We start from the raw sequence: 1,911 nt of genomic DNA, 5'->3' as shown, positions 1-1,911 counted from the left end.
GCGCAGTTGCCTGGCGATTTCGGAAGCGGCCAAAAGGTTCACTTCTAAAGCGCTATCTTCTTGGCCCTTGCCCCTGCTCGAACGGTTACCGCTGTTCACGTCTACAACGTGAAGCGCTTCGGTATGTTCGATGATGAGGTACGCACCTTTGCTCATGCTGGCGGTTCGGCCAAAAGAAGTCTTGATCTGCCGTTCTATCCCATACTTTTCAAATATCGGAACCGGCGACTGGTACAGTTTTACGATCGACTCCTTTCCGGGGTCGATTTCCTGGACATAATCCAGAATCTGGTCGTAAAGCGTTTCATTATCTACATGAATACCGGTAAAGGTATCGTTAAAGACGTCCCTGAGTATCGAAGAAGCCCTGTTGAGTTCGACCAATACTTTCGAAGGGGTCCGCGCTTTTTGTAATTTTTCACACATTGTCGACCATTTGGCCAACAAATTTTCTAGATCTTTGTCAAGTTCCGCTACTTTTTTGCCTTCTGCGACTGTTCTGATAATAACGCCAAAACCTTTTGGCTTTATACTTTTTACCAGTCTTTTCAGCCTATCTTTTTCTTGATTGCTCGCTATCTTTTGAGAAACGGATACACGATCGGAAAAAGGCACCATGACCAGATAACGCCCCGCAATGGAAAGTTCGGAGCTGATTCTTGGGCCTTTGGTGGAAATGGGCTCTTTGACGATTTGCACGAGTAAAGATTGATTTGCCTTGATGACATCGGTTATGACGCCATTTTTATCAATGTCTTTTTCTGTAGGAAAATTGGTAAGGGTATACTCCTTCAATTTCCCTGAACTTACCTGCTTTATGAAATTAAGCATAGTGGCCAATTGTGGCCCAAGGTCATGATAATGCAAAAAAGCATCCTTTTCATAACCCACGTTGACAAAGGCCGCATTGAGACCGGTTACCGGTTTGCGTACCTTGGCCAGAAGTATATCGCCAACGGAAAAATCGTTGTTGTCTTCCTCTTTGTGCAATTCAGTGAGCTTTCCATCCTTTAAAAGGGCAAAATCAACGGCATCGGAACTAGATCTTACGATTAATTCTCTATTCACCTGAATATATTTGTACTTGTCCCTTCACAATAATCCCGATGTTTATCGGAACGGAAGCGGACAAATTGATTAAACAATACTTGAAACGGATTCGAAAAATCCGCCGGAATCCACGTTTTTGGGATTTCTATGTCAATGAACGTATAAAATAGCAAGGGCTGTATTGGTGGTAAGTACCGAAGATTTTCGGTCCCTACAGCCATTACGGCCCTTACAAAAAATTTACTTTTTCTTGTGGCGGTTAGCCCTTCTACGCTTTTTACGCTTGTGGGTAGCTACCTTATGTCTTTTTCTTTTTTTACCACTCGGCATATATTCCTGTTTTTTATGGGTTATTATTTTACCTGCACATTGCTCTTGACGCCCTCTACAAAAACCTTAGCGGGCTTGAACGCTGGAATGTTGTGCGCCGGAATCTTGATAGTGGTGTTCTTGCTGATGTTCCTTCCGGTCTTTTCGGCCCTGGTCTTGACAATAAAACTGCCAAAACCCCTTAGGTAGACATTATCACCACCTTCCAAGGAATTTTTCACTTCCTCCATAAAGGTTTCGATCGTTGCCTGTACATCGCCTTTTTCGATTCCCAGTTTATCCGAGATATTCGATACAATTTCTGCTTTCGTCATCTTTCGTGTTAAATTTTAAGTAGTTAGAATCCAATGTGGATGCTGTTTTTTTGGGATGCAAATATATAAATTTAATTATATCTTTCCTGCTAATGGGCTAATTTTAAACGATTCATCGTTCGCCAATTTTTTAAGCTGGTAATGATAGGATGCTTCATTAAAGAATCCGTTAGTTTTGCAACTAACCTTTCCTGCCGATGACCTTTGCCCAAAAAAT

The 1,911-nt window shown here is 42.1% G+C and carries 2 protein-coding genes; both read right to left on the bottom strand.

From position 1 onward, the window contains the following. Nucleotides 1–1,068: ribonuclease E/G (locus ACEW8S_RS06450; protein WP_373517352.1), on the bottom strand; the 1,068-nt coding region annotated here is incomplete at its 3' end. 335 nt (nt 1,069–1,403) lie between these two features. After that, nucleotides 1,404–1,694 (bottom strand): HU family DNA-binding protein, encoded by a 291-nt coding sequence (locus tag ACEW8S_RS06445; RefSeq protein ID WP_091864783.1) that lies wholly within the window; start codon nt 1,692–1,694, stop codon nt 1,404–1,406. Nucleotides 1,695–1,911 lie beyond the last annotated feature (217 nt).

The sequence above is a fragment of the Pricia sp. genome, from assembly GCF_041745955.1.
Lineage (GTDB): Bacteria > Bacteroidota > Bacteroidia > Flavobacteriales > Flavobacteriaceae > Pricia.
The sequence above is the reverse complement of the archived record's forward strand: the minus strand, read 5'-3'. Positions and strand labels throughout refer to the sequence as shown.

Bases quoted from the DNA above. Each gene is read 5' to 3' on its own strand.
- ACEW8S_RS06445 (WP_091864783.1), bottom strand. From the start codon at position 1,694: ATGACGAAAGCAGAAATTGTATCGAATATCTCGGATAAACTGGGAATC.